The sequence below is a fragment of the Maccoyibacter intestinihominis genome, assembly GCF_040096355.1.
Classification (GTDB): domain Bacteria; phylum Bacillota; class Clostridia; order Lachnospirales; family Lachnospiraceae; genus Maccoyibacter; species Maccoyibacter intestinihominis.
In genome coordinates this window covers 50880-76616 of the sequence record NZ_JBBMEX010000007.1, presented here as the reverse complement: position 1 = coordinate 76616, position 25737 = coordinate 50880, and the positions used below count along the sequence as shown (strand labels likewise).

The following is a 25737-nucleotide window of genomic DNA, read 5'->3' as shown; positions in this document are numbered from 1 at the left end:
AGGGACTGAACATGGGGTTATTTCAGGCTTTTGACATCAGCGCAAGCGGAATGACTGCACAGCGTTTTAGAACGGATATTATTTCGGAGAACGTGGCAAATGTCAATACAACGAGAACGGTGGATGGAACACCGTACCGTAGAAAAGTTGTAACATTTCAGGAAAAGGATGTAACACCTTTTACCAATGTACTGCAGGGAACCAGACAGCAGTATGCAGGGAATGGTGTAAAAGTGGTATCTGTCACAGAAGACAATGAGACAGATTATATTATGAAGTATGACCCATCCCATCCGGATGCGGATGCGAATGGTTATGTATCATATCCAAATGTCAATATCGTAACGGAAATGACAAACCTGATCGATGCAAGCCGTGCATATGAAGCAAATGCAACTGCATTTGATGCAAGCAAGGCGATCGCACAGGCAGGATTACAGATTGGCAAGTAGGAATGATACGGGAGGCTGACAGATAATGGATATTTCAACAATTACACATGTAACGTCAGATTACATAAAGAATGCATTAGAGGAGTCGGCAAAGGCTTCAAAAACAGAGAATCGGGATTTCGGAAGCGTGTTCCAGTCAGCACTGGGCATGGTGGATGAGACAAATGAACTGCAAAACAGCGCAGAATCGGCAGAAATCCAGTTTTCTTTAGGAGAGTCAACGAATACTCACGATTTGCAGATTGCCCAGGAAAAGGCAAATGTAGCATTACAGTACACAGTAGCTGTAAGAGATAAGGTGCTAGAGGCATATCGGGAAATTATGAATATGCAGATTTAATGAGAATCGTGGAGTGACAGACAATGCAGGAAAGACTACAGGGAATTTTAAACAGAATAAAGGAATGGTGGAGTAAATTTACCACAAAGCAGAAAGCACTGTTGATCAGTATTGTGACAGTTGTGGTTATGGCGATCGTGGTTCTTGCATTCATCATGACGAGACCGAAGATGGTAACTTTGATCAATTGCGAATCTACCAAAGAAGCGGGAACCGTAAAAGATCTGTTAGAGGGTGAAAGTATTGCATATGAGGTTTCGAAGGATGGACTGACTTTTTCGGTAAACGAAAAAGATGAGGCGACAGCATCCATTCTTTTGGGATCTAACGATATTCCGACAGAGGGTTACTCGATCGATAACGTATTTGATGGCGGCTTTTCTTCTACAGAAGCAGATAAGACGAAGAAATATCAGCTATACTTAGAAGAACGGTTTGCAGATCATCTTTCAAATTTGTCAAATGTCGAGAGTGCAACGGTATCACTTTCGATGCCGGCGGATGACGGTACGATCATTTCTAAGGATGAAGAAACTTATGCAAGTGTGATCCTGACACTGGACGGAGAGATGGACGAAGACCAGGCGGCAGGAATTGCGCAGTACATAGCAACGGAGGTTGGTAATGATACAACAGACCGTATTACGATTTTAGATTCTGATACGAATATGCTTTTTTCCGGCGGAGACAGCAGTTCAAACGCCGGTAAGGCGAGCAGTAATCTTTCGTACAGAACGAAAGTGGAAAATCAGTTCAAGAGCAATGTCAAAGATGTTGTTATGGGAACGAATGTCTATGATAACGTAGAAGTTGGTATGAACCTGGCACTGGATTTTGATAAAGAGAAAGTGACAGACCATCAGTACTATGTAGAAGATGGACAGGAACAGGGATATCTGGATAAAGAGAGTATCTATGAGTCAGAATCCACCGGAGGAGCAGCGGCAGTTCCGGGAACGGATTCTAATGATGATACCACTTATATGATGCGGGATGGTGAAACTACATCATCTACCATTTCAGATATTACCAGAGATTATAACCCGAATGAAAAAATAACGGAGACCGAAGGTGCAGTCGGAGATGTAAAATACGATGAATCTTCTGTGACAGTAGTATGTAGTGTTAATAAGATTTATAACGAGGATACTCTTAAGGCACAGGGTAAATTGGATGATATGACATTTGATGAGTTTGCGGCACAGAACAGCGAACGTAAAAAAATAGATGTCGATGAAGATTTATATCCAATGGTGGCAAATGCAACAGGTATTCCACAGGAGAATATCTCGATTGTGGCATATGAAGTACCGTTCTTTGAACATTCGGATGATTCCGGCAGAACATTTAGCGACTACTTACAGATCGCGCTTGCAGTTCTGATCTTTGCATTACTGGGATTTGTGGTATTCCGCAGTACCAGAAAAGATCCGACACAGGAGATCGAGCCGGAACTTTCCGTTGAGACTCTGTTAGAGACAACGAAGGAAGCGGAGTTAGAAGATATTGGTCTGAATGAGAAATCAGAGACAAGAATCTTAATAGAGAAATTTGTAGACGAAAATCCGGAGGCGGTAGCAGCATTGTTACGCAACTGGTTGAATGATGATTGGGATTAAAAAATGGCAAATGCAGAGTTAACCGGTGTTCAGAAAGCGGCAGTCCTTTTGATTACCTTAGGACCTGAAAAATCCGCATCAATTTTTAAACACCTCAAAGAAGAAGAAATTGAAGAGTTGACCTTAGAGATTGCGAACACAAGAAGCATATCTCCACAGGAAAAAGAAGATGTTTTAAATGAGTTCTATCAGGTATGTCTTGCACAGCAGTATATTGCAGAGGGTGGTATCGGATATGCAAAAGAACTTTTGGAAAAAGCACTCGGCGAACAGAAGGCACAGGATGTTATCACAAAACTGACGGCCTCCCTTCAGGTGCGTCCGTTCGAATTTATCCGAAAGACAGATCCGAGTCAGGTGCTGAACTTTATCCAGGACGAGCATCCACAGACTATTGCGATGATCTTGTCTTATCTGTCGCCGGCACAGTCTGCAATGATCTTAGGTGCATTGACACCGGAAAAACAGGCGGATGTTGCAAAGAGAATCGCAATGATGGATCGTACATCTCCGGATGTTATCAAAGAGGTGGAGCGTGTGTTAGAACGAAAGCTGGCATCCTTATTAAATCAGGATTACACAATCGTCGGTGGCGTCGATGCGATCGTAGATATTTTGAATACGGTAGACCGCGGAACAGAAAAGCATATCATGGAATCTCTCGAAATCGAGCAGCCTGAACTTGCTGATGAGATCCGTAAGAAAATGTTCGTATTCGAAGATATCCTTCTTCTCGACGACCGTGCGATCCAGCGTGTGTTGCGTGACGTTGATAACAATGACCTTGGTATCGCACTTAAGGGTGCCAATGAAGAAGTACAGAATGTTATCTTTAAGAACCTGTCCAAGCGTCTGTCTGCTATGATCAAGGAAGACATGGAATTCATGGGTCCGGTTCGTATGAAAGATGTAGAAGAAGCACAGCAGAAGATTGTTGGTATTATCCGTAAGTTAGAAGATTCGGCAGAGATTGTAATTTCCAGAGGCGGAGGTGACGAGATTATTGTCTAATCTTTATAAACAGTGGGGCGTAGCGCCTAAACAGGAAGGTGCTCGCATCATCAATTCCAATGCCATTGTTGCACAGAAAATAGAAGAAATGGCAAAAAAGATGCGCGAGCAGGCTGGAACAGAAGTGGATTTTACCGATGGATTCAGTCAGGGACTTGGTGCAGAGAACGTCGAAGCCATTCTTGAGGAACCACAGGCAGATCCAATCGAGGAAGCAAAAGAAGAGGCAGAGCGTATCTTAAGTGAAGCAAAAGCAAAGGCGGATGCAATTTTAAATGATGCACAGACGCGGAAAGCAGAACTTTTAGAACAGGCAAAAGAAGAAGGCAGAACGCGCGGCTATGACGAAGGTAAAGCAAAAGCAGATGCCGAAGAGCAGGAGATGCAAAGACACCTGCAACAGTTAGAAGAATCTTTGAATACAGATTACCGGAATAAACTGCAGCATATGGAACAACAGGTCGTTGAAGTTGTAGTACATGTGTTTGAAAAAGTATTCCATATTCAGTTTGACGATAAGACCGAGATTTTGCTTTCTTTAGTATCCGATGCGATCATGGGGATTGAAGGAAGTAAGGATTTCCGTATCCGTGTGGCAGAAGTGAATTTTGAGTTTATGGAGAACCATCGTCACGAGCTTGAAGAACGTGTCGGAGAGGATATTTCATTAGAAATGATCGCAGACCCGATGTTAGAAGAAAACCAGTGCATGATCGAGACGGATTCCGGAATCTTTAATTGCAGTCTGGGTGTCCAGTTAGAAAATCTGATCAAAGATTTAAAGAGTTTGAGTATAAATTAGGTGAGTTCAGTGGCTTTTAATGCAGAGAAATATTTACAGCTAACAGAAAAGACATATTTTAAACAATTAGGAAAAGTTGTTAAGATTGTAGGACTTACGATCGAATCTGTTGGTCCGGATGCGAAGATCAATGATCTGTGCCGCATCGTGATCGACCAGTCGAAAGGAATCTATACGATGGCAGAAGTTGTCGGATTCCGTGATAAACGCCTGCTGTTAATGCCATTTGAAGGGATTGAGGGACTTGGAGTCGGATGTATCGTGGAAAATACCGGACATCCCCTGACTGTTCCGGTTGGAGATGAACTTCTCGGACATATGGTGGATGGAATTGGAAGACCGACCGATGCAGAAGGCTTGACGTTTGATAAGGAATATCCGGTAGAGGCGTTACCACCTGACCCGATGACAAGAGAGATTATTAATACGGTTCTGCCGTTAGGTGTCAAAGCGGTGGACGGACTGATCACGGTAGGAAAAGGTCAGCGTATTGGAATTTTTGCAGGTTCCGGTGTGGGAAAAAGTACACTGATGGGAATGTTTGCAAGAAACACCAAAGCAGATATCAATGTCATAGCACTGATCGGAGAGCGAGGCAGAGAGGTGCGCGAATTCGTGGAGCGGGATCTTGGTGAAGAGGGAATGAAACGCTCTGTGGTAGTTGTTGCGACTTCCGACAAACCGGCATTGATCCGTAATAAGGCAGCAAAGACAGCAACAGCCATAGCAGAATATTTCAGAGATCAGGGTAAAGATGTACTGTTAATGATGGATTCCCTGACACGTTTTTCCATGGCACAGCGTGAGATCGGATTAGCATCAGGAGAGCCGCCGGTAACGCGTGGTTATCCGCCAAGTGTTTATTCAGAAATGCCCAAAATCTTAGAGCGTGCGGGAAATTCAGATAAAGGTTCGATCACCGGACTTTATACGGTATTGGTAGACGGAGATGATTTCAACGAGCCGATCACTGATACGGCACGAAGTATTTTAGACGGACATATCATGCTGAACCGTAAACTTGCACATAAGAACCATTATCCGGCAATTGATGTCATGCAGAGTATTTCCCGTGTTATGAGTGCAATCGTGGATGATGAACACAAGGCAGCTTCCGGAAAATTAAAAAATGTGTTAGCAACCTATGCGGAGGCAGAAGATCTGATCAACATCGGGGCCTATAAGCAGGGATCTAATAAAAATATAGACTATGCGATTTCGAAGATTGAAGCAGTCAACGAGTTTTTAAGACAGAGAACCGATGAAAAATTTATGTTTGACGAAGAAGTACAGCTTTTAGAACAGCTTTTTGAAGGGTAGTGGCATGTATGGCAAAGTTCGTATACCGGATGCAGAATATCCTGGATTTAAAAATAAAGATGGAAGAGCAGAGAAAAGCGGAGTACGGCTTGGCAAATGCAAGACTGCGTAAAGAAGAGGATAAACTAAGGGAACTGATCATCAGAAAAGCAGGATATGAGAAACAGGCAAGGGAACTGGTACAGGGAACCATTGATGTACATAAGATTCATACCTGTAAGCATGCGATCGATGCAATGAAATCTGCGATCCGTACACAGATGATAGAAGTTCATGTGGCGGAAAAGAATGTGGAACTTGCAAGAAGCAAGCTCAATCAGGTAATGATCGAGAGAAAGACTTATGAAAAGCTGAGAGAAAAGGCATTTGAGGAGTTTAAGCAGGAAGTGGCTTATGAGGAAAACAGGATGGTGGATGAGCTTGTAAGCTATAATTACCACAAAGAATCCTGATATGAGGTGGAAATATGGCAGAAGAGAATTTAGGCCCGGCGGCAGGCATGGATAAAAAAGCCGCAAAGAAGGCAGAGAAAGCCAGAAGAAAAGAAGAAAAACGGAATCGAAAACTTGCGAAAAAGGAAGCGAAGAAAAACGGTACGACAGATGAGTTTGAAGAAGAATCCGGTGGCGGCAAGGCGGCAGTCGTTTTTGTTACACTGATGATTATTGTCATCTGGATTGCTATTTTAGCAGTCCTGATACATTTTGATGTCGGAGGATTTGGCTCAACCGTTATGCAGCCGATCTTAAAGGATGTTCCGTATGTCAATAAAATCCTTCCAAAGACAGAGGAAGAAGAGACAAAAACCAAAGAAGACAGCAAATATCCATACAAGACCGTAGATGAGGCAGTTGCATACATCAAAGAACTCGAAAAAGAATTAGCAGATGCAAAAGAGAGCAATTCTGAGAATGATGCATATGTGGCAGATTTAGAGGCACAGGCGGCTCAGTGGAAAGAGTATAAAGAAAATGAGCAAAAGTTTGAGGAAGAAAAGGCAAAATTCTATAAGGAGGTTGTTTTTTCTGACCAGGCACCCGATATAAATGAATATAAGAAATATTACGAGAGTATAGATCCGCAGAATGCAGAGAATCTGTATAAACAGGTAGTAGAACAGCAGGAAAAAGATGATGATATGTCAGATTATGTAAAGGCATATTCGCAGATGAAACCGAAACAGGCAGCAGCAATTTTTGATACCATGACAGACAACTTAGAACTTGTTGCAAAGATCTTAAGTGCCATGAAAGCAGATGCCAGAGGTGATATTCTCGGTAACATGAAGACGGATACAGCAGCAAAAGTAACCAAACTCATGGAGCCTTAGAATATATAAAAGCACATTGAAAATCAAAGAAAGGAGGAGAAACAGATGACCAGTGCAAATGTTTCAAAAGTGACCGCAGGAATGACGGTTCAGACATCTGCATCAAAAAAATCGGGAAAAGATGAGCAGGAAGCCGTTGATTTTATGTCAATGTTAGGGAATTTTGCAGTGAATCATTCACAGCAGAACAATCCGGTAACATTTCAGGTTTCTGACAGCACATCGAACAAAACGGTGGAATACGAGAAACTTTCCACAAAGGATGACCGGATTCCAAAAGTAACCGGTAAGACAGACGATGCGGATATGCAAAAGGTCGATCAGGCGGTAGAAGAATTTGCGAAGGAAGTCCAAAAGGAAGTAAAGGAACTCTTAGGCGTGGATGATGCACAGCTAGAAGCAGCAATGAAAGAGTTAGGACTGACCTATCAGGATTTAATGGACCCTGTAAACTTAGCAAATCTTGTGATGAATCTGACCGGAGAGGAAGACCAGTTAGGACTTTTGATGAATGCGGATTTTCAGGAACTGATGCAGAATGTGGAAGTTTTAAGTAAGAACTTATTACAGGAACTTGGAATGACACCACAGGAAGTAGCGGAGGTATTCGCACAGCTTGAGCAGAATGCAGCGCAGATCACAGAAGAAGTACCACAGCAGATGCAGGAGGTTACAGATACTCAGGCAGATGTATTAAAAGTACAGCAGACAGATGACGTTCAGATCACGGAGCAGAAGTCACAGGTGACAGGACTTACAGAAACCAATGCAGCAGCAACAGAATCCGTAGAAAGTGATGGCAATGTACAGAATGTGGAAGAACCGGTTTCGCAGGAAGTGCGTGTGGAAAATGATCAGACAGCTTCACAGCAGGAAGGTCAGCAGGAAGAAGCACCGGAAAACAGTATGACGACAGAGGATGACGCTTCCTTGTTACAGCAGAACGATACAACAGAGAAGAGCATTTTTACGGAGCATACGTTCCAGCAGACCGTTCAGACGATCAGAACTGACAATATTACGGCAGCACCGACAACGGCAGTGCCACAGAATGTTGTGTTTAATACGTTAGATGTCATCCGACAGGTCAGTGAATTTACCAGAGTGATGTATCAGGGAGATACTACTTCCATGGAGATGCAGCTCAATCCGGAGAACTTAGGTAAGATCTATGTACAGGTTACAGCTAAAGAAGGTGTGGTTACAGCACATCTTGCCGTACAGAATGAGATTGTAAAAGAAGCCTTAGAAAATCAGACCATCCAGCTACGAGAAAACATGAACCAGCAGGGAATCAAGGTTGAGGCGGTAGAAGTTACGATCGCCAGTCATGAATTTGAAAGAAACCTTGAGCAGAACCAGCAGGGAAGTGCACAGGATGAGCAAAGAGAACAGGCATCTAAGAGTCCAAGAAGAAATATTTCCATGAATCAGTTAGATGAGCTATCCGGACTGATGAGTGAAGAGGAAATGTTAGTTGCAAAGATCATGAGAGACAACGGAAACAGCGTGGACTTTACAGCCTAGAATCTAGAAAGGAGAATGTAAATGGCAATTATTCAACAGATTGAAAACGGAAAGCTTGTAGATTCTTCTGCATCGAATACATCATTGTCAACAGAGAATAAGAGTGATGCCGCAGGCGGAGCTTTAGACAAGGATGCGTTTTTACAGCTTTTAGTAGCGCAGATGCAGTATCAGGATCCATTAGAGCCTACCGATAACACAGAGTACATATCACAGCTTGCTACATTTTCACAGTTAGAAGAGATGCAGAACCTGAATCAGAGTCTGACCGAGGGAAGTGCATACAACTTAGTTGGAAAATATGTATTTGTAAAAGTAACCAATAACCAGACAGGAGAGACATCCTACGATCACGGTATGGTAGAGTATGTGATGAGAGAGAACGGAAAAGTATATATTTCTGTTAATGACAGTCTTTATAATATTGACGATTTAGATACCGTATCAGACCCGGATTACTACACAGCAACAACCGTTGCAAAATCCTTTACCAATATGGTGAAGGCATTACCTTCCGAAAAAAATCTGACGATCTATGATGAAGAGAAGATTAAATCTGCAAGAACTGTATATGACAGCCTGACAGACTATCAGAAATCTTTTATTTCACCGGACACAGTGAAGACACTAGAGCAGTTAGAAGCAAAATTAAAAACCTTGAAGGGCAATACAGAGGATTCGTCTAAGGGTGAGTAGGAGAAAAGTAAGGAGATGGTTTTATGAACCGTGTCAATCATACGTTTTCTTCCATTGAGCAGGTTACAGACCAGTTTCTGACAACGAAAAACCAAAAGAATCTGGAAAAGAGTTCAGAGATTTCGTTTGCAGAGATATTAAAAGAAAAACAGGGATTGAAGTTTTCAAAACATGCAGCAATGCGTTTGGAAAACCGAAATATCAATCTGACAGATGAACAGAATAACCGGCTCAGATCGGGAGTTCAAAAAGCGAGTGAAAAGGGGATCAATGAGTCATTAGTCATTGTGGATTCTTTAGCATTTATCGTAAATGTACCAAATAAGACCGTGGTAACAGCGATGGATCAAAAAGAAGCAGCAGACAACATATTTACAAATATCGACGGTGCCGTAATTATTTAGCCGGACCTTAACGGAAGCTAATGTCTTTGACTGACAGATAAGACAGTTTACGGCAAAAAGTATAGGAGGTCATTCATTATGATGAGATCAATGTATTCTGGTGTATCAGGATTAAAAACACACCAGACGAAGATGGACGTTATCGGTAACAATATTGCAAACGTAAATACCGTAGGATTTAAATCATCTTCCGTAACATTCAGTGAGATTATGTATCAGAATTTATCAGGAGCATCCGGACCAAATGCACTGACCGGTACCGGTGGTGTGAACGCAAAACAGATCGGTCTTGGTGTTACTACCGGTTCTACATCTGTTAATATTACCGGTCCAGGAGCATCCCAGACAACCGGTAGAGCTTTTGATATCAAGCTCAATGATACCAATTCCGCAACCAGTTTCTTTATTGTAAGTAACGGTTCCGGCACGCAGTTTACAAGAGCTGGTTCCTTTTATGTAGATGGAGCAGGAAACCTCTGTATGACATCTACCGGATATAACGTTATGGGATGGCAGGTGGATCCGACCACCGGAGATATCCGAAAAGATACGGTATCTGCACTTCGCGTTATGAGTGAAAAAAATATGACATCCGCACCGGAAGCAACGGTGAACGGCAGATGTGAAGGTGTCTTAGATAAAAACAGTACCGATGTTACCAGTGAAGCAGGACAGGCGATGAACTTAAGCTTCTACGATGCTCTTGGATATTCTTATGTTGCAAAATTTGCGATCAAAGAAACGAACAGAGACACCGGAGAATATACAGTAGAGCTGACAGACATCTTAGATTCCACAAACAAGTCTATCTTAGACCAGACAAAATATGACAGTGTTACAGGCACTTATGATCCGGATTACTTAGGAGATATTTTTGGTGCCGTAAAATCACAGACTAAGACTTACACACCGCGTGCAGGCTGGACAACAGTAGATGCAGCAAATAACATTTTTGAATACAATGCAACTTATTACCGTTATGATGCAGCTGCAGGCAATTTAGTAGAAGTGGCCGATAACGGCGGCGGTAACTATGTTCAGGTACCGGGTGGAACAACCAAGACATTAGCAGAGGCGTTTGGTGTATCACCTTATGCAACAGGTATTACTATGACAAACGGTGTGGTAACTGCCAATGTATCCGGTGCAAACTATACACTGAAGTTCAATCCGGATGACGGTGTTTTTGATTATATCGGTGCAACCGGTCAGGACAATGTATTTTTGAATTTAAAAGACACCTTAGGTGGTAATTTTGAGAACATTGACATTGATTTCACCGGAACTAAATGGTTCGATAATGGTGGAAGCTCTACCATTGGAATGGATAAAGGTGATGTGGATGGAAAGACCGGAACGGGTAAGAAATCAGGAGATATGATCGGAGTCTTTGTAGATACTAACGGTAAGATCTATGGTTCTTATGACAATGGTAATACCATTCTCTTAGGACAGATTGCTGTAGCCCAGTTTGCAAATGCAATGGGTCTTGAGAAGGTCGGAGACAACTGTTATACTACAACATTGAACTCCGGTGAGTTCGATGGTATCGGTGTAGATATTACAGCAGGCGGTGGAACTATGTCTACCGGTATGTTAGAAATGTCCAACGTAGATCTGTCTTCAGAGTTTACGGAGATGATCACAACACAGAGAGGATTCCAGGCAAACTCCAGAATTATTACAGTATCCGACACACTGTTAGAGGAATTGATCAATCTGAAACGATAACTGAGAATCCCTGAGTGAGATGCTCAGATAGTAAAAAACAGATATAGGGGAACGGAAATGAACCGTTCCCCTATATCTTGTATAAGATCAGTGGAATAAAGATATTGCTAAATTTTGACAAAGTCTGCGGTATTTTAACAAAATATTTTATAAATAGCAAAAAATTCTTTTAAATATCGTAGACAAGAAACAAAAAATCTAGTAATATGTTTATAAAGGTTTTCATGGCAATTTTGAGGAAAATATATCCTGTAAAATATGCCATAAATTATGGGAATAGGTAGGTGGACAGATTGAATATTTCATCATTGGCAGGACTGATTTTAGGTTTTGGAATGTTTATCGTCGGCGTGTTAACCAGCGGTGGCGTGCAAATGTTTGGAAACTTCTGGGATGTCCCGTCTCTTTTTATTACCATTGGAGGATCGTTAGCAGGTGTTATGATGTCAAATCAGATGCCGGACTTCATCAATGGATTGAAGGGTTTTAAACTGATTTTTAAGAATGAGACAGCAGATACCGGAGAAGTAATCCGAAATATCATCAATCTGTCAAATATAGCCCGTAAGGAAGGACTGCTTGCATTAGAGGAAGCAGCATCCGATATAGAAGATGATTTCCTGAAAAAAGGAATTATGTTAGTTGTAGACGGTACGGATCCGGAACTGGTAAGAGGAATTTTAGAGACAGATTTAAACTGTATCGAGGACCGGCACAAAGGAGTTATCAGTGTCTGGGAAAAATGGGCAGAGTTAGGTCCTGCCTGGGGTATGATCGGTACCTTGGTTGGTCTGATCAACATGTTACAGAAAATGGATGACCCGTCCACGATCGGACCGCAGATGGCAGTTGCACTTGTTACAACATTCTATGGTTCTATGATTGCAAACTGGCTTTGTACACCTACTGCAACAAAGTTGGCACAGATGAATGCAACAGAGATCAGACTGAAAGAGGTTACAGTCGAGGGACTGCTTTCCATACAGGCAGGTGAAAACCCTCGTGTAATAGAAGAAAAACTGAAATCGTTCTTATCTCCTGGAGTCAGAGAGAGCTTCTCAACTGATGGAAGGGAAGCCGGAGGTGAAGAATAGTGGCAAGACAGAAAAAAGAAGATCCACCGAAGGGTTCAGCACCATGGATGAATACGTTTGCTGATCTGATGAATCTTCTGCTTTGCTTTTTCGTATTGCTGTTTTCAATGTCTACAGTGGATGCAGAAAAATTCGAAATGGTAATCGCTTCACTGCAAAGCAGCTTTAGTATATTACCATCGGGAGGAGCATCTATCGGTGACGGACAGATGATATCAGCTGGTGTCAGTCAGTTAGAACTTTTAGATGAGTATTATAAAAAGCAGGCAAATTCCACGGACACGGAAGAAAGTGAAGAGGATATCAAAGAGGCTTACGAACAGGAAGCGTTAGATGAGTCTGAAAAGATGACAGAACAGGTGGAACAACAGGCACAGGAAGAAGGAATACAGAATCAGGTAGAGGTAGACTTTAATGCCCAATATGTTCTGATCACTCTGAATGGAGCGCTGCTATTTGATTCCGGTTCGGCAGATATCCGTGAAGATGCATATCCGTTAGTGGATAAGATTAGTAAAATCTTAAGTCAATATGACAAAAATATGATTGATATAGAAGGACACACAGACAATGTGCCAATCCATAATCAAAAATATGAAGACAATGATGTGTTGTCAATGTATCGTGCGTTGACAGTGGCAGATTATATTCGTGAAAAGACGGATTTGGATCCGGGATTGATAAAATCCTCAGGAAGAGGAGATTATGTTCCGGTTGCAGATAACTCCACGCCGGAAGGAAGAGCGATCAACAGACGTGTGGAGGTTAAGATTTACAATTCTTATAACTCTCCGGCACAGGGAGAGTAGAAAGGAAGAACAATGAAGAAAAATTTAATGTCAGTCCTGATACTGGCGCTGGTGTTGGTAAATACAATATTGACAGCAATTTTAGCAATTGGGATTATACCATCCGTAAAGAAATCCAATCAGCTTGTGGAGACAGTTGCCTCTGCAATCAATCTTGAGTTAAATGGTGCAAATGGCGAGAGTGCTGCAAGCGTGCCGATGGCGCAGATCGAGACTTATGATTTAGAGAATGAGATGACCATCAACTTTAAAAAAGGTGAAGATGGAAAAGACCATTATGTGGTATTAAAAGCATCTATTTCCATGGATACGAAGAACAAAGGATACAAGAGCTATGGAAAAGAAATTTCCACAAAAGCAAGTGTGATCCAGAATGAGATCAACAGTGTCGTGTCCAGCTATACATATGAAGAGTTCAGAGATGACCAGCAGGCAGTTCAGGATGAGATTTTAAAGAATCTCAGAACGATGTTTGATTCCGACTTTATTGTCAGTGTCGGATTCTCCAGCGTGACATGCCAGTAAAGAATAGGAAACAAAAGACGGACAGGTGGTGAGATTTACATGGGCGACGTCTTATCGCAAAATGAGATTGATAATCTTCTGCAGGCATTAAGCAGTGGAGAACTGGATGCAGAAGAAATAAAAGACAGTGACGAAAAACAGATTAAAAATTATGATTTTGCACGACCGGCAAAATTCTCCAAAGAACATCTGAGGACGTTGGAAATTATTTTTGAGCATTATGGACGGCTTTTGTCAACAAACCTTCCGGTTTATCTGCGAAAGGCAATACAGGTAGAAGTAATGAACTCGGAGGCAGTATCGTATTCAGAGTTCTCCAATGCACTATCAAATCCGGTTTTATTGGGAATCATTAATTTTGCACCTTTAAAAGGAAATATCATATTGGAAATTGCCTCTAATTTGGGTTATGCTATGGTTGATCGAATGTTAGGCGGCGAAGGGGAACCGTTAGAAAAGACCAGGGAATTCTCGGAAATTGAGCTTCTGATCATAGAGAGGATTCTGACCGTCTGTGTTAATCTGCTTCATGAACCATGGGAGAATGTTGTAGATATTCATCCGAGGTTAGAGAGGATTGAGACAAATTCACAGTTTGCTCAGATTATTTCACCGAGTGAAATGATAGCAATTGTGACGATCAATATAAAAATCGGAGATGTGGAAGGACTAATGAATGTCTGTCTGCCATATCTTACATTAGAAGACATTATGGATAAGCTGAATACGAAGTATTGGTATTCCACAATGCAGGATAAAGATGAACAGCAATATGTAGATGCGATCGAGACATTGATCTCGAAAGCGCCGATACCAATGAAAGCAGTTCTTGGAAACAGCACGATCTCGGTCAGTGATTTTTCCGGTCTGCAGGTTGGAGATATTATCAGGCTTGATACAAAAGTAAATCAGGAACTGGATGTCTTTGTTGGGAATATCAAAAAATTTACTGCACTACCGGGTTCCTCGGGAGATAAATATGCGGTAAGAATTACATCAGTAATAAGAGAGGAGCAGTGAAGTAATGGATGGAATATTGTCACAGGAAGAAATCAGCGCATTACTGAATGATACGGGTTCTGAAAATGCAACACAGAATACTTCATTGACAGACAATGAAAAAGATGCGATTGGAGAAATAGCCAATATCAGCATGGGAACCGCGGCAACTACATTATTTTCGCTGGTAAACCGTAAAGTAGAGATTTCAACCCCGGTTGTAAGTTTGGCAACATGGGATGATATCGTAGAGGCTTATGAGAGACCGTGTGTATTTATCCGAATTGCATATACGGTAGGTCTCGATGGCAACAATCTTTTGATTTTAAAAGAAAATGATGTTAAGATTATTACCGACCTGATGATGGGCGGTGATGGAACAAATACAGATGGAGAATTAGGAGAATTGCACCTGAGTGCAATTTGTGAGGCAATGAACCAGATGATGGGTTCGGCAGCCACTTCACTATCTTCCATGCTGAATAAGACGATTGATATCAGCCCGCCACATGCGGATTTAATAGATTTACAGGAAAATGTGGATGAAGGAACTATTGATGAGTTCCTAAAGAATCCATTTGTTAAGATTTCTTTTAAAATGGAAATCGGCGATCTGGTAAACAGTACGATCATGCAGTTGTATCCAATCTCTTTTGCAAAAGAGATGTGTGCAAGTATTACACAGAACATGGAACAGGATGCAGCAGCAAATGCATCTGTAACACCACAGCCGGAGGTAAAACCGGAACCACAGCCGACACCGCAGCCTGCTCCACAGCAGACAATGCAGAGTCAGCCGATGATGGATCAGGGGATGATGGGTCAGGCAATGCAAGGTCAGCCAATGATGGGTCAACCGGTGCAGGGACAGCCGATGATGGGTCAACCAATGATGAGCCAGCCAATGATGGGTCAGCCGGTCAATGTACAGCCGGCACAGTTCCAGCCATTTATGGGGGATTTGTCCGCTGCATTCCAGAAAGAGAACATTGATCTGATCATGGATGTTCCACTGGAGGTTACGGTAGAGTTAGGAAGAACCAGCAAGTCCATTCAGGAAATCTTAGATTTTGCACCGGGAACTATTATCGAGTTAAATAAGATTGCCGGTGAGCCGATTGATGTATTAGTCAATGGCAAATATGTAGCTAAAGGCGAAGTTGTTGTAATTGAAGAAAGTTTTGGAGTAAGAATTACAGAAATTATCAAATAGAATGAAAAATAAGGAGATTAAACTATGGCAAAGAGTATTTTAATTTGTGACGATGCAGCATTTATGCGAATGATGATCAAGGACATTCTCACAAAAAACGGGTATGCAATTGCAGGAGAAGCAGAAAATGGAGCAAAAGCGGTTGAAAAGTATAATGAGACAAAACCGGATTTAGTTCTTATGGATATCACAATGCCGGAAATGGATGGAATCCAGGCATTAAAGAAGATTAAAGAGGCTGATGCAAACGCTGCCGTTATCATGTGTTCAGCAATGGGCCAGCAGGCAATGGTTATTGAAGCGATCCAGTCAGGAGCAAAAGACTTTATTGTAAAACCGTTTCAGGCAGAACGTGTATTAGAGGCTGTTAAAAAAGTAGTTGGTTAAAGGATGATTTTATTACAGATGAAGACTTCCGGTTTTGACAGTTTTATACAGTTGTTGGGAGTCCTGCTGATTTTCATTTTTGTTCTGGCAATTACATATTTTACAACGAAATGGATTGCAGGGTATCAGAAGAGCAGATCTTTTAATAAGAATCTGCGGATCGTTGAGACTTTGCGTCTGACACAGAACAAATATATTCAGATTATTGAAGCCGGTGAGGTTTATTTGGTCATTGGTGTTGGAAAAGATGAGATTACCATGCTGACAACGCTGACAAAAGAGCAGCTTCATGATCTGGATACTTATGAAGTGATAAAACAGACAGAGGCAGGAGAAAACTTTCAGGAGATTCTGAAAAAAATCAAAGAACGCCTGCCAAAGAAATAGGCAGAAAAGATGAAGAAATTTAAGAAGTGGTATTGTATCGCTTCCGTTGTGTTTGCGACCGTTGTACTGGTGTTGACACTTTCTATGTGTACAACACAGACGGCATATGCAACTTCAGCGGGGAGCAGTACGAAGACAACGAGTGAAAAAAAGTCGGTACCTGATGCCGCAGAAGATGTAAACAATGGTTTTTCCATTGCATACAACAACGATGGGGGAAGCCTTTCAGCTCCGATTAAGATCCTGCTATTCTTAACAGTGATCACATTAGCACCATCGATTCTGATCATGCTGACCTCGTTTACGAGGATCATCGTAGTGCTTCATTTTTTAAGGAGTGCGATTGGTACGCAGACATCTCCACCGAACCAGGTTCTGATAGGACTTGCACTGTTTCTGACATTATTTATCATGTCACCGGTGTTTACGCAGATCAATGAAAAAGCGATCAAACCATTAGATGCCGGGGAGATTACGCAGGAAGAAGCATTAGAGATAGGAATGGAACCGCTTCGGGAGTTTATGTTTGGTCAGACACAGGTAAAAGATATTAACCTGTTTTGTGAAATTGCAAACGTAACCTATGAAGACAAGGAAGAAATTACAAACACCGTCTTAATACCGGCGTTTATTATCAGTGAACTCCGTCAGGCGTTTATTATAGGATTTATCATTTATATTCCGTTCATTGTCATTGATATGGTGGTATCATCCGTATTGATGTCCATGGGTATGATGATGCTTCCACCGACAACCATTTCTTTACCATTTAAGATTCTCTTATTCATTTTAGCGGATGGATGGGATCTGGTAATCGGAAATCTGGTAAAAACGTTTATGTGACAGATAGATAAAAGGAGTGAGGAGAATGATTACACAGGGAGAAGTTTTAGATATTGCGAGTCAGGCAATTTATACGATCATCGTGGTATCGGCTCCGCTCTTATTGGTGTCATTGATCATAGGTCTGATCATCAGTATCTTTCAGACGGTGACATCCATACAGGAACAGACCCTTACGTTTGTGCCGAAGATTCTTGCCGTGTTTGTAGGAATGATGATTTTTGGTTCATGGATACTGACACAGCTAACAGAGTATATTACAGATTTGTGGTCGAATTTCGGCGTATTCTTAAGCTAAGCGGTTATGGTAAATTTGAGTTTTTCTTTAGTTACATTTGAATACTTTTTGATGATAGTGGTCAGAGTTGCGAGTTTTGTGGCAGTAGCACCATTTTATGGAACCAATAATACACCAAGACGTGTAAAAATTGGTTTTTCCGTAATGGTTGCTATACTGCTGTTTCAGATTTTAGAGAGACCTGCACTTGATTACGAAGGTGTATTTGGATTTGCCGTTATCATTATCAGGGAGGGAATTACAGGATTGCTCATAGGATTTGCGGCAAGTGTTTGTAATTCCATTATTTTATTAGCGGGAAATATGATCGATATGGAAATCGGATTGTCGATGGCAACCGAGTATGACCCGATGAATAATACACAGGTCAATATTACCGGTCAGTTGTATAATTATCTGTTATTGCTGTTGCTGATCGCAACGGATATGCATCATTATATTCTGCGTGCGGTGGTGGATTCCTACAAACTGATTCCGGTCAATGGACAGGTGTTTCAATGGGATCATCTGTTCCAGTCGTTTTTAACTTATATGACAGATCTGTTTGTGATCGCATTCCGGATCATTTTACCAATTTTTGCAGTTATGATGATACTGAACTGCATTTTGGGAATTATGGCAAAAGTTGCACCGCAGATGAACATGTTTGCCATCGGTATGCAGATGAAGATCCTGATAGGATTTTTAATTATGTTTTTGACCATTCGGCTTTTACCAAGCATTTCAAACTTTGTGTTTAAAGAAATGAAAAAGCTGATCGTATCATTTATAGAAGGAATGTACTGATTTGGAAGAGATGAAACGGTACTTAGAGTATGATCTTCAATGGTTTGCAAAAGATGGTCCGGGCGGTGAAAAGACCGAGCCTGCCACAGCAAAAAAGCTGCGGGATGCCAGAGAAGAAGGAAAAGTTGCAAAGAGCAGGGAATTGAATTCCGCCATGGATCTGATTGCCCTGTTTTTGGTATTAAAAGTATTTATATCGTATGTAGGCAAGGGCTTTTTAGAAGAATTTTCAGCAGTTTATAATAAAATGCCGGAAATTGTAAAGGGCAATGGACAGGGAATGTCCATCCATGCCGCTGACCAGCTTTTTAGAATGAGTATCATAGACTCCATTAAGATCATGGCACCGTTTTTAGCGGTTGGAGTCATTGTGGCATTTGTTGTCAGTATTGTACAGGTGGGCTGGAAAGTCAGTACCAAGCCGATGCAGCCAAAGTTAGACAAGTTTAATCCGATCAGCGGATTTAAGCGGATGTTTTCAAAAGAGTCTCTTTTTGAATTGTTTAAGTCGATTTTAAAAATCGCACTGATCGCTTATGTTGCATATAGCTGTGTAAATAAGCAGAAAGATAATCTGTTTATTTTATATGAGATTCCGTTATCACAGGCAATTGTGCTCTGTGGAACCATTATTATAGATACGGGACTGCGGATCAGTCTGGTGTATCTGATCGTGGGTATTTTGGACTGGGCATACCAGAAGCATCGTTTTAATGAAGAGATGAAGATGACGAAGCAGGAGGTACGCGAAGAGTTCAAGAATACAGAGGGAAATCCGGAGATCAAAAGCAGGCAGAGGTCCAGGATGCGTGAAGCGTCCCAGCGCCGTATGATGCAGGATGTCCCCAAAGCAGATGTTGTTATTACCAACCCGACGCATCTGTCCGTTGCAATTTCCTATGACAGCGAGACTGCCAAAGCACCGGTTGTACTAGCAAAAGGTGAAGATTATCTCGCAATGAAGATCAGAGAAATTGCAAAAGAAAATCAAATTGAAATTGTAGAAAACAAACCACTTGCAAGAACACTCTATGCGACGGTAGATGTCGGACAGGAGATACCGCCGGAACTCTATCAGGCAGTTGCAGAAGTGTTAGCAATGGTATATCATATGAAAAACCAGAATTAATTAAGACGGAAGGAGGAAAATAACCATGAAAAAAGCGGATTTAGGAATCGCAGCATATCTGCTCTGTGCGGTTATTTTCTTTATTATACCAATTCCGAGCATCTTATTAGACGTTATGCTGATGGTCAACATTTCCATCGCATTGATCATCCTGTTCAATGCACTGTTTGTACAGGAAATCTTAGAGATGTCATTTTTCCCAACGTTATTGCTGTTTACCACACTGTTCAGAATTTCTCTGAACGTATCTTCCACACGTCTGATCCTGACAACCGGAGATCCGGGTAATGTCGTAGAGACTTTCGGAAGTTTCGTTGGTGGCGGTGATATGATCATCGGAGGCATTATCTTTATCGTACTGGTACTGATCCAGTTTATCGTTATCAATAAAGGTTCCGAGCGTGTATCTGAGGTAACGGCACGTTTTACATTGGACGCAATGCCGGGTAAACAGATGGCGATTGATGCCGACCTGAATACAGGTACGATCAATGAAAAACAGGCAAGAGAGAGAAGAGAGAAGATTCAGGCGGAATCCAGCTTCTTCGGAGCCATGGATGGTGCTACGAAGTATGTAAAGGGAGATGCTGTTGCCGGACTGATCATTACATTCATTAACTTAATCGGTGGAACAGCCATGGGTATGATGCGTCAGGGGCTGCCATTCGCAGATGCGATCCAGCAGTATGGACTTCTGACCATCGGTGATGGTTTAGTAAGCCAGATTCCTTCTCTGGTCATTTCTCTTTCCACCGGTATTTTGGTTACTAAGGCATCAAAAGAGGCAGATTTTGGAGAGGTACTGATCAAGCAGCTCTTTGGAATTCCAAAAGTATTATATATCGTAGGAGCCACCCTGATCTTCTTAGGAATCGTGACACCTTTAAATCCTATCCTGTTTGTTCCGTTTGGAGCTATGTATATTGTCGTAGGAAGAAAAATGCAGCAGACTGCGGGCATTGAAAGCATAGAGGAAGAGGTCTCGGAAGAAGAGACGGAAGCCGACGAGATACGAAGACCGGAGAATGTGGTTTCCCTGTTACAAGTAGACCCGATCGAGTTAGAGTTTGGATATGGAATCATTCCGTTAGCCGATGTCAATCAGGGTGGAGACCTGTTAGACCGTGTGGTTATGATTCGGCGGCAGATTGCGTTAGAACTTGGTACTGTTGTGCCAATTATCCGATTAAGAGATAATATTCAGTTAAATCCGAATCAATATATTATTAAGATCAAAGGCATACAGGTTACAGAGGGAGAGATCCTGTTTGACCATTATATGGCAATGAATCCCGGATATGTTACAGAAGAGATTTCCGGTATCCCGACCTTTGAGCCGTCCTTCCACCTTCCTGCGATCTGGATCACAGAAGGACAGAGAGAAAAGGCGGAGAGTCTGGGTTATACCGTTGTTGACCCACCGTCTATTATTGCAACACATCTGACGGAAGTCATCAGAAGCCATATTGCAGAACTGTTAACAAGACAGGATGTACAGAATTTAGTAGACAATATTAAAGAGAGCAATCCGGCATTAGTCGAGGAGCTGATACCAAAACTTTTAGGACTTGGAGAGATTCAGAAGGTATTGCAGAATCTGCTTAGCGAAGGAATTTCCATCAGAGATCTGCTGACCATTTTTGAGACATTAGCAGACCATGCATCGACTTCAAGAGATACCGATGTATTGACTGAATATGTACGACAGAGCCTCAAGCGGGCAATTTCAAATAAATATTTTCCGGCAAACGAGGTTACAAGTGTCGTAACGCTGGATCCGAAAGTAGAACAGGAGATCATGTCTTCTGTAAAGCAGACCGAGCAGGGAGCATATCTGACGATGGATCCGGAAAAAACAAAAGCAATTATGGATTCTGTTGAGACAGAGATCGCAAAGTTAGAGAATCTTGGAAAGAGTCCGATTATCATTACATCTCCGATCGTGAGAATGTATTTTAAGAAACTGACAGAGGAATATTTTAAAGATTTGATTGTAGTATCTTACAATGAGGTGGATTCTAATGTAGAACTGCAGTCAGTTGGGATGGTGACAGACTAATGACAATTAATAAGTTTCAGGGAAAGACTGAGGAAGAAGCAAAAGAAAAAGCAAGACAGGAAATGGGTGCGGACGTTGTGATCATGAATGTGCGCACGATCAAAAGCAAAGGCTTTTTAGGACTGTTCAAGCAGACAACCTATGAGGTAACGGCAGCCAAAGAAGAGACCGAGCAGGGAACACCGATGGCAGCCTTTCATTCTCCGTTTAAAATGCATGAGCAGATCAATCTGACTGCGGATGAACCAATCCAGGTGCCGCCGGTAGAGCATAAAGAACCGGAGCCTGCAAAGGCAGTGGATATGTTTGAATCCGTACTGAAAGAAAATAAGGCAGACACCAATGGGATTGAGGAACGTCTGAACAGTTTACAGAACATGATCGAACACCGGTTTTCAGAAGAGGAACATCACCCGGAAGAAAATGAGGAACCGCTGATAACAAAAAAGGAACAGAGCAAGGCAGGAGCAGAGAATTTTCATTTTATCAAAATGCTCTATAAGACACTGTTAGATAATGATGTCAGTGAAAAATATGCAAATCAGGTGATCGATGAATTAGAGAATATTATGAAAGCCGGAAACAGTGTGGATTATATTCTATCTAATGTATATCAGAAGCTGATCTTAAAATTTGGTCAGCCCAAACCGATTGATCTAAGCGGCTCTAAGCCAAAAGTCGTCTTTGTCATCGGACCAACCGGAGTGGGTAAGACTACCACGATCGCTAAGATTGCGTCAAAATATAAGGTAGAGCAGGGAAAAAAGGTTGCATTTTTAACAGCAGATACTTACCGTATCGCAGCAGCAGAACAGCTGCGGACTTATGCAAACATTTTAAATGAGCCGTTTACGATCATTTACTCTGCAGAAGAGATGAACCAGGCAATTGCCAATGTCGAGGACTATGACTTGGTATTGGTAGATACAGCAGGATTCTCACACAAAAGTGAAAGCCAGAGAAAGGATATCAAAGAGCTGATCGACAGCGTGGATGAGGCATACGATAAATCCGTATATCTGGTATTAAGTGCGACAACGAAATACAGAGACTTACTTGATATTATTGATATTTACAAAGAAATATCAGAGTTCAAGATCATTTTCACGAAGTTAGATGAGACATCCACTTATGGAAATCTGCTGAATGTAAAATTATATTCCGATGCGGAGCTGTCCTATATTACCAACGGACAAAATGTACCCGATGATATTGAGATTTTTGACACTCAGAAAATCGTAAAGAATCTGTTAGGAGGAAAGTAACGCATGGATCAGGCAGAGGGAATCAGAAATGTGATTAAACTGCAGAATCAGCAGATGACGCCGAAAGCAAGAGTGATTACCATAACCAGTGGAAAAGGCGGTGTCGGAAAATCAAGTGTTGCTGTGAATCTGGCAGTTCAGTTACGGAAGTTGGGGAAGAGAGTTATCATTTTTGATGCAGATTTAGGTCTTGCAAACGTGGAAGTAATGTTTGGAGCAATACCAAAATATAATTTGAGCGACCTGATCTATCAGGGCAGGGATATACGCGAGATCATCACACCGGGTCCGATGGATATCGGATTTATTTCGGGGGGTTCCGGAATTGTGACGATGAACAATCTGACCAAGGACCAGATTTCCTATCTGGTACACAGCCTGTCAAAAATAGATGAGCTTGCAGATGTGATACTGATCGATACAGGAGCAGGAGTATCGGACAGTGTGTTGGAATTTGTGATCGCAAGTCCTGAAGTGATCCTGGTCACAACACCGGAGCCAAGCTCTTTGACAGACTCCTATTCACTGCTAAAAGCATTGTACCGGAATCCGGGATTTATCAAGAACGGGATACAGATACATGTGGTAGCCAATAAAGTGAACAGCGTACAGGAAGGAAAGCTGGTATACGATAAGTTAGAGTCTGTTGTATCACAGTTTTTGCATGGAACACTGCATTATTTTGGCATGATACCGCAGGATGCAGTGATAGAAAAAGCAGTACGGCAGCAAAAGACCGTATCCCTTATGGCACCGGAGTCCAATATATCTAACGCATTCAGAGTATTGGCAAATAATCTGGTCAATGAGGAGCAGGAGCAATTTATAATGAGAAGGGGATTTTCGCAGTTCTTTTCTAATATTTTAACCAGAAAATAGACTGATATATGAGGTGAAGAGATGGTTTCAGATATTTTACGTCCGGGAAACAAAGTAGAGATCAAGGCAGTACAAAAGATAGAAAGACAGGGCAGCACGGGGGAAGTAGCGCATGTCTATACAAGCAGGATACAGGAAATCCATGAAAATGGGGATATTGACATTTCCATGCCAATCGAGGAAGGTAAGTATGTGCTGTTACATTTAGGAGTCAGATTTGAGTTCGTATTTTATGCAGAGAAGAATCTGTACCGTGCCATTGGACAGGTAAAAGAGCGGTTTAAGTCTAACAATATCTACATGTTAAAAGTAGAATTAAAGACACAGCTTGCCAAGTTCCAGCGAAGGGAATATTATCGTTTTCCATGTGTCATGGATATGAAATATTACCGGATCGCCGAAAACGAATCCAAGGAAAGAGACACCGAAAAACTGCTAGAACACATACAGGGGGTACCGGACGAAGAAGAGAAGCGGGCAACCATCTTAGATATCAGCGGAGGCGGAGCAAGATTTGTTTCCGAAGAAAAATTTGAAGCGAACCAGTTCGTTTTGATGGAGTTAGAACTGATCTCGGATAATATGGATAAGCAGTACCATATCAAGGGCAGGATCGTAGGATGGAAGAAATTAGAGTATCGCGAACCAAGATATGAGACAAGGATAGAATTTATCATGGAGGATAATAAAGTAAGGGAAGATATTATCCGATATATTTTTGAAGAAGAACGCAAAAAACGCAGAAACGAAAAAGGATAATTGTATGAGAAATATTCTGGTTGTTGATGACTCTGCACTCATGAGAAGGGTCATCTGTGATATAATTAACACGGACAAACAATTTCAGGCAAATGATGTCTGCAGAGATGGGTTAGAAGCCTACGAAAGATTAAAGACCACCAGTTATGATGCAGTGATCTTAGATGTTAATATGCCGAAGATGGATGGACTGCAGCTTTTAGAAAAACTGCAGAAAGATAAGATCAAAGCAACGGTCATCATGGTCAGCACACTGACAACACGAGATGCCCAGACAACGATCTTAGCAATGGAACGCGGAGCAGTTGAATTTGTTCCAAAACCATCCAATATCATTGAGGCAAAAGGCAATCCGTTCAAAGAGCAGCTTTTAGGAGTCTTAAGAGCCGTATTTGAGACACAGCAGAATGTGCATAGGATGCCGGACATAAAGCCGGTTACCGGAACACAACCGGTCAGAACACCGGCAAGAGTGTCACACAATGTATCCGGAGACAGACTGATCGCACTTGCATGTTCCACAGGCGGACCGAAATCATTACAGAGTGTCATTCCATTTCTTCCAAAAGAAATGAATGCACCAATGGTCTTAGTGCAGCATATGCCGGCAGGATTTACAAAGACCATGGCGGACCGCTTAAATGAAGTCAGCAAGGTTTCCGTAAAGGAAGCACAGGAAGGAGATGTCCTGCAAAAAGGTACGGTATATATCGCACCGGGTGGCAAACATATGCTGGTAAAGAAAATGCCGGGTGGCGGACATCGGATTACATTAAGTGATGCGGCTCCAATCGGAGGCTTGAAGCCATGTGCGAACGTGACGTATGAATCCTTAAATGACTGTGCTTATGATGAGATTATCTGTGTCATTCTTACAGGAATGGGAGCGGATGGCACACAGGGAATTATAGAATTACAGAAGCATAAAAAGGTGCATACGATCGCACAGGATGCAAAAAGCTGTGTGGTATATGGAATGCCAAAAGCCATTGCTGAGGCAGGTGCAGCAGATGAGATTGTTCCTTTGACTGAAATTGCACAGGCAATAATAAAGAATGTGGGGGTAAAGTGAT

General features: G+C 41.9%; 28 protein-coding genes. All 28 read left to right on the top strand.

The annotated features are described in order from the left end of the window. Positions 1-11 precede the first annotated feature (11 nt). The 28 genes from flgC (at position 12) to cheB (ending at position 25736) form a co-directional block, all read left to right on the top strand. Positions 12-452 carry a flagellar basal body rod protein FlgC gene (gene flgC / locus WMO43_RS08105; RefSeq protein ID WP_177962230.1) on the top strand — a complete coding sequence of 147 codons (441 nt, stop codon included), beginning with the start codon at positions 12-14 and terminating at the stop codon, positions 450-452. Positions 453-477: 25 nt separating this feature from the next. Continuing rightward, a complete protein-coding gene (fliE, locus tag WMO43_RS08100) occupies positions 478-792 on the top strand; it encodes a flagellar hook-basal body complex protein FliE (RefSeq protein WP_177962231.1) in 315 nt (104 codons plus the stop codon). A gap of 23 nt (positions 793-815) precedes the next feature. Further along, positions 816-2411 carry a flagellar M-ring protein FliF C-terminal domain-containing protein gene (locus WMO43_RS08095; protein ID WP_177962232.1) on the top strand — a complete coding sequence of 532 codons (1596 nt, stop codon included), beginning with the start codon at positions 816-818 and terminating at the stop codon, positions 2409-2411. A gap of 3 nt (positions 2412-2414) precedes the next feature. Beyond that, entirely contained in the window at positions 2415-3422 is a 1008-nt protein-coding gene (gene fliG, locus WMO43_RS08090) for a flagellar motor switch protein FliG (RefSeq protein ID WP_353530843.1), read from the top strand. Beyond that, positions 3403-4224 carry a FliH/SctL family protein gene (locus WMO43_RS08085; RefSeq protein ID WP_353530842.1) on the top strand — a complete coding sequence of 274 codons (822 nt, stop codon included), beginning with the start codon at positions 3403-3405 and terminating at the stop codon, positions 4222-4224. Before fliG ends, WMO43_RS08085 begins: the two co-directional genes overlap by 20 nt. A gap of 9 nt (positions 4225-4233) precedes the next feature. Next, positions 4234-5544: a flagellar protein export ATPase FliI gene (gene fliI, locus WMO43_RS08080; RefSeq protein WP_353530841.1), complete on the top strand. Its 1311-nt coding sequence runs from the start codon at positions 4234-4236 to the stop codon at positions 5542-5544. Positions 5545-5552: 8 nt separating this feature from the next. Then, positions 5553-5996, top strand: a complete 444-nt coding sequence (fliJ, locus tag WMO43_RS08075) for a flagellar export protein FliJ (protein WP_177962235.1) — start codon at positions 5553-5555, stop codon at positions 5994-5996. Positions 5997-6010: 14 nt separating this feature from the next. Further along, positions 6011-6874 (top strand): MotE family protein, encoded by an 864-nt coding sequence (locus WMO43_RS08070; protein WP_353530840.1) that lies wholly within the window; start codon positions 6011-6013, stop codon positions 6872-6874. Between the two features lie 45 nt (positions 6875-6919). After that, the gene (locus tag WMO43_RS08065) at positions 6920-8401 is read left to right on the top strand and encodes a flagellar hook-length control protein FliK (RefSeq protein WP_353530839.1); all 1482 of its coding nucleotides are present in this window, start codon (positions 6920-6922) and stop codon (positions 8399-8401) included. Positions 8402-8422: 21 nt separating this feature from the next. After that, on the top strand, positions 8423-9097 hold the full coding sequence (locus WMO43_RS08060) for a flagellar hook assembly protein FlgD (RefSeq protein WP_353530838.1): 675 nt from the start codon (positions 8423-8425) through the stop codon (positions 9095-9097). Between the two features lie 23 nt (positions 9098-9120). Next, entirely contained in the window at positions 9121-9501 is a 381-nt protein-coding gene (locus WMO43_RS08055) for a TIGR02530 family flagellar biosynthesis protein (RefSeq protein ID WP_177962239.1), read from the top strand. Positions 9502-9579: 78 nt separating this feature from the next. Beyond that, positions 9580-11232: a flagellar hook protein FlgE gene (locus WMO43_RS08050; RefSeq protein ID WP_353530837.1), complete on the top strand. Its 1653-nt coding sequence runs from the start codon at positions 9580-9582 to the stop codon at positions 11230-11232. Between the two features lie 293 nt (positions 11233-11525). Further along, positions 11526-12326: a motility protein A gene (locus tag WMO43_RS08045; protein WP_178025639.1), complete on the top strand. Its 801-nt coding sequence runs from the start codon at positions 11526-11528 to the stop codon at positions 12324-12326. After that, on the top strand, positions 12326-13135 hold the full coding sequence (locus WMO43_RS08040) for a flagellar motor protein MotB (RefSeq protein ID WP_353530836.1): 810 nt from the start codon (positions 12326-12328) through the stop codon (positions 13133-13135). The genes WMO43_RS08045 and WMO43_RS08040 overlap by 1 nt, the downstream gene beginning before the upstream one ends. A gap of 12 nt (positions 13136-13147) precedes the next feature. Then, a complete protein-coding gene (locus WMO43_RS08035) occupies positions 13148-13660 on the top strand; it encodes a flagellar basal body-associated FliL family protein (protein WP_177963702.1) in 513 nt (170 codons plus the stop codon). 39 nt (positions 13661-13699) lie between these two features. Next, a complete protein-coding gene (fliM, locus tag WMO43_RS08030; RefSeq protein WP_353530835.1) occupies positions 13700-14680 on the top strand; it encodes a flagellar motor switch protein FliM in 981 nt (326 codons plus the stop codon). A 4-nt stretch (positions 14681-14684) separates the two neighbouring features. After that, the gene (gene fliY, locus WMO43_RS08025; RefSeq protein ID WP_353530834.1) at positions 14685-15872 is read left to right on the top strand and encodes a flagellar motor switch phosphatase FliY; all 1188 of its coding nucleotides are present in this window, start codon (positions 14685-14687) and stop codon (positions 15870-15872) included. 24 nt (positions 15873-15896) lie between these two features. Next, the gene (locus tag WMO43_RS08020) at positions 15897-16259 is read left to right on the top strand and encodes a response regulator (protein ID WP_177963033.1); all 363 of its coding nucleotides are present in this window, start codon (positions 15897-15899) and stop codon (positions 16257-16259) included. A gap of 3 nt (positions 16260-16262) precedes the next feature. Next, complete coding sequence (locus WMO43_RS08015; RefSeq protein WP_177963034.1) at positions 16263-16646, top strand: flagellar biosynthetic protein FliO; 384 nt, start codon at positions 16263-16265, stop codon at positions 16644-16646. Between the two features lie 9 nt (positions 16647-16655). After that, positions 16656-17489, top strand: a complete 834-nt coding sequence (fliP, locus tag WMO43_RS08010) for a flagellar type III secretion system pore protein FliP (RefSeq protein ID WP_177963035.1) — start codon at positions 16656-16658, stop codon at positions 17487-17489. 25 nt (positions 17490-17514) lie between these two features. Next, positions 17515-17787, top strand: coding sequence for a flagellar biosynthesis protein FliQ (gene fliQ / locus WMO43_RS08005; protein ID WP_177963036.1), 273 nt, complete (start codon positions 17515-17517; stop codon positions 17785-17787). A 6-nt stretch (positions 17788-17793) separates the two neighbouring features. Further along, a complete protein-coding gene (gene fliR, locus WMO43_RS08000) occupies positions 17794-18573 on the top strand; it encodes a flagellar biosynthetic protein FliR (protein WP_177963037.1) in 780 nt (259 codons plus the stop codon). 10 nt (positions 18574-18583) lie between these two features. Next, positions 18584-19702, top strand: a complete 1119-nt coding sequence (gene flhB / locus WMO43_RS07995) for a flagellar biosynthesis protein FlhB (protein WP_353530908.1) — start codon at positions 18584-18586, stop codon at positions 19700-19702. 25 nt (positions 19703-19727) lie between these two features. Beyond that, on the top strand, positions 19728-21761 hold the full coding sequence (flhA, locus tag WMO43_RS07990) for a flagellar biosynthesis protein FlhA (RefSeq protein WP_177963038.1): 2034 nt from the start codon (positions 19728-19730) through the stop codon (positions 21759-21761). After that, positions 21761-23026 carry a flagellar biosynthesis GTPase FlhF gene (flhF, locus tag WMO43_RS07985; RefSeq protein ID WP_353530833.1) on the top strand — a complete coding sequence of 422 codons (1266 nt, stop codon included), beginning with the start codon at positions 21761-21763 and terminating at the stop codon, positions 23024-23026. Before flhA ends, flhF begins: the two co-directional genes overlap by 1 nt. 3 nt (positions 23027-23029) lie before the next feature. Then, positions 23030-23905: a MinD/ParA family protein gene (locus WMO43_RS07980; protein WP_353530832.1), complete on the top strand. Its 876-nt coding sequence runs from the start codon at positions 23030-23032 to the stop codon at positions 23903-23905. Between the two features lie 21 nt (positions 23906-23926). After that, a complete protein-coding gene (locus WMO43_RS07975; RefSeq protein ID WP_353530831.1) occupies positions 23927-24664 on the top strand; it encodes a flagellar brake protein in 738 nt (245 codons plus the stop codon). Positions 24665-24668: 4 nt separating this feature from the next. Then, positions 24669-25736: a chemotaxis-specific protein-glutamate methyltransferase CheB gene (gene cheB, locus WMO43_RS07970; RefSeq protein ID WP_353530830.1), complete on the top strand. Its 1068-nt coding sequence runs from the start codon at positions 24669-24671 to the stop codon at positions 25734-25736. Position 25737 lies beyond the last annotated feature (1 nt).